Source organism: Pseudomonas sp. RL (genome assembly GCF_000647775.1).
Lineage (GTDB): Bacteria > Pseudomonadota > Gammaproteobacteria > Pseudomonadales > Pseudomonadaceae > Serpens > Serpens flexibilis.
This window is the reverse complement of record NZ_JBOY01000126.1, coordinates 1-3,697: the sequence shown is the minus strand read 5'-3', so window position 1 is coordinate 3,697 and position 3,697 is coordinate 1. Positions and strand designations below refer to the sequence as shown.

Genomic DNA, 3,697 nt, shown 5'->3' with positions numbered 1-3,697 from the left:
GAACTGCACCGGCTCGTGCAGCTGGAAGGTCTACGTGAAGAACGGCCTGGTCACCTGGGAAACCCAACAGACCGATTACCCACGCACCCGCCCCGACCTGCCCAACCACGAACCGCGTGGCTGTCCGCGCGGCGCCAGCTACAGCTGGTACCTCTACAGCGCCAACCGGCTCAAGTACCCGCTGATCCGCAAACCGCTCATCCAGCTATGGCGGGCGGCACTGGAGCAGCACAAGGACCCGGTGGACGCCTGGGCGAGCATCGTCGAAGACCCGGCCAAGACCCGCCTGTACAAGCACGATCGCGGGCACGGCGGTTTCGTGCGCGCCGACTGGGACGAGATGCAGACGCTGATCGCCGCGGCCAACGTCTACACCGTCAAGCAGTACGGCCCGGACCGGGTGATCGGCTTCTCGCCGATTCCGGCCATGTCCATGGTCAGCTACGCGGCCGGCACCCGTTACCTGTCGCTGATCGGCGGGGTGTGCCTCTCCTTCTACGACTGGTACTGCGACCTGCCGCCCTCCAGCCCGCAGACCTGGGGCGAGCAGACCGACGTGCCGGAATCCGCCGACTGGTACAACTCCGGCTACATCATCGCCTGGGGCTCCAACGTGCCGCAGACGCGCAGCCCGGACGCGCACTTCTTCACCGAGGTGCGCTACAAGGGCACCAAGACGGTGGCCATCACCCCGGACTATGCGGAAGTCTCCAAGCTCTGCGACGAGTGGCTGAGCCCCAAGCAGGGCACCGACGCGGCGCTGGCCATCGCCATGGGCCACGTGATCTTCAAGGAATTCCACCTGGAGAACCCCAGCGGCTACTTCACCGACTATGTCCGCCGCTACACCGACCTGCCGATGCTGGTTGAGCTGGAACTGCGTGACGACGGCAGCTATGTGCCCGGCCGGCAACTGCGCGCCAGCGACTTCGTCGCCAACCTGGGGCAGAACAACAACCCGCAATGGAAGACGGTCGCCTGGGACGAGACCGGCGACCGCCTGGTGGTGCCGCGCGGTTCCATCGGCTTTCGCTGGGGCGAAGACGGCCGCTGGAACCTGGAGCCCCTGGACGCCAAGGGCGAGCCCGTATCCCTGGCGCTGTCCCTGCTGGGCCGGCATGACGACGTGACCCGGGTTGCCTTCCCCTATTTCGGCGGCATCGAGCATCAGCACTTCCCCCATGTGAAGGTGCGCGACGTGCTCTACCACCACCTGCCTGCCAAGCGGCTCAAGCGCGCCGATGGCAGCACGGTGCTGGCGGTGACGGTGTTCGATCTGGTGGCCGCCAACCACGGCATCGACCGGGGTCTGCAAGCCACGGTCGGCGGCAGTGGCACCGATGATGGCGCCACCGACTACGATCAGCCCAAGCCCTATACGCCGGCCTGGCAGGAAGCCATCACCGGTGTGCCGGCGGCCCAGGTAACCCGGCTGGCACGCGAGTTCGCCCAGAATGCCGACCGGACCCATGGCCGTTCGATGATCATCGTAGGCGCCGGGGTGAACCACTGGTATCACATGGACATGACCTACCGTGGGCTGATCAACCTGCTGATCCTATGCGGGTGCGTCGGGCAGAGCGGTGGTGGCTGGGCGCATTACGTCGGCCAGGAGAAGCTGCGCCCGCAGACCGGCTGGACGCCGCTGGCGTTCTCCCTCGACTGGCACCGGCCGCCACGCCACATGAACGGCACCTCGTTCTTCTACAACCATTCCAGCCAATGGCGCTTCGAGAAGCTCAAGGTTCGCGAGATCCTCTCGCCGCTGGCGCCGCCGGAGAAGTACAGCGGCAGCCTGATCGACTACAACGTGCGCGCCGAACGCATGGGCTGGCTGCCCTCGGCCCCCCAACTGGATCGCAATCCACTGCGCCTGGCCGCCGAGGCCCGCGCCGCCGGCAAAAGCACCGCGGATCACGTGGTCGATCAGCTGAAAAGCGGCGCGCTGCGTTTCGCCGCCGAGGACCCGGACAACCCGGCCAACTTCCCGCGCAACCTGTTCGTCTGGCGTTCCAATCTGCTGGGCTCTTCCGGCAAGGGCCACGAATACATGCTGCGCTACCTGCTCGGCACCCGCCACGACCTGCTGGGCAACGACCTGAGCAAGGGCGGCGGCGAGAAGCCCGAGGAAGTCGTCTGGCGCGACGACCCCGGCGAGGGCAAGCTCGACCTGCTGGTGACCCTGGACTTCCGCATGTCCACCACCTGCCTGTACTCGGACATCGTGCTGCCCACCGCCACCTGGTACGAGAAGAACGACCTCAATACCTCGGACATGCATCCGTTCATCCACCCGCTGACCGCCGCCACCGACCCGGCGTGGGAGGCGCGCAGCGACTGGGATATCTACGACGGCATCGCCAAGGCCTTCTCGCGCGTCTGCCTCGGCCACCTGGGCGAGGAAACCGACCTGGTCACCGTTCCACTGCTGCATGACAGCCCCGGCGAACTGGCGCAGCCCGAGGTGCTGGACTGGAAGCGCGGCGAATGCGAGCCGATTCCCGGCAAGACGATGCCGTCGCTGGTCGAGGTGCAGCGCAACTATCCCCAGACGTGGGAGCGCTTCAGCTCGGTGGGACCGCTGCTGGACACCCTGGGCAACGGCGGCAAGGGCATCACCTGGAAAACCGAGGACGAGGTCGAACTGCTCGGCAAGCTCAACTACCGCAAGCCAGACGGTCCGGCCAAAGGCCGCCCACGCCTCGCCTCGGCCACCGACGCCGCCGAGATGATCCTCACCCTCGCCCCGGAAACCAACGGCAACGTGGCGGTCAAGGCCTGGGCAGCGCTGTCACGGATCACCGGCCGCGATCACACCCACCTGGCGCTGCCCAAGGATGACGAGAAGATCCGCTTCCGCGACCTGGTCGCCCAGCCGCGCAAGATCATCTCCAGCCCCACCTGGTCCGGCCTGGAGGACGAGCATGTCTCCTACAACGCCGGCTACACCAACGTTCACGAGCTGATCCCCTGGCGCACCCTCAGCGGCCGCCAGCAGCTGTACCAGGACCATCCCTGGATGCGCGATTTCGGCGAAAGCCTGATGGTCTACCGCCCGCCCATCGACACCCGTGCGCCAGCGGCGGTAGCCGAGCACAAGGCGATCAGCAACGGCAACCCGGAAATCCTCCTCAACTGGATCACTCCGCACCAGAAGTGGGGCATCCACTCCACCTACAGCGACAACCTGCTGATGCAGGAACTGTCGCGTGGCGGGCCGATCGTGTGGATCTCGGAAACCGATGCCGCGCGCATCGGCCTGGAAGACAACGAATGGGTCGAGCTGTACAACGCCAACGGCGCGGTGGCCGCCCGGGCGGTAGTCAGCCAGCGGGTCAAGCCCGGCATGGTGCTGATGTACCACGCCCAGGAGCGCCTGCTGAACACCCCCGGCAGCGAGATCTCCGGCACCCGGGGCGGCATCCACAACTCGGTGACCCGCGTGTGCCCCAAGCCCACCCACATGATTGGCGGCTACGCCCAGCTGTCCTACGGGTTCAACTACTACGGCACGGTCGGCTCCAACCGCGACGAGTTCGTCATCGTGCGCAAGATGAAGCATGTGAAGTGGCTGGATGGCGAAGGCAACGACTACACCCAGGAGGCCGTGAAATGAAGATTCGCTCGCAAGTCGGCATGGTCATGAACCTGGACAAGTGCATCGGCTGCCACACCTGCTCGATCACCTGCAAGAACG

General features: G+C 66.1%; 2 protein-coding genes. Both read left to right on the top strand.

Features of this window, described 5'->3' with window-relative positions; translation table 11 throughout:
* Positions 1-3,616, top strand: a 3,616-nt coding sequence (locus AS93_RS0116160; protein WP_027591566.1) for a nitrate reductase subunit alpha, incomplete at its 5' end; no start/stop codon positions are given.
* Positions 3,613-3,697: hypothetical protein (locus AS93_RS21165; RefSeq protein ID WP_037009687.1), on the top strand; the 85-nt coding region annotated here is incomplete at its 3' end. The genes AS93_RS0116160 and AS93_RS21165, both read left to right, overlap by 4 nt.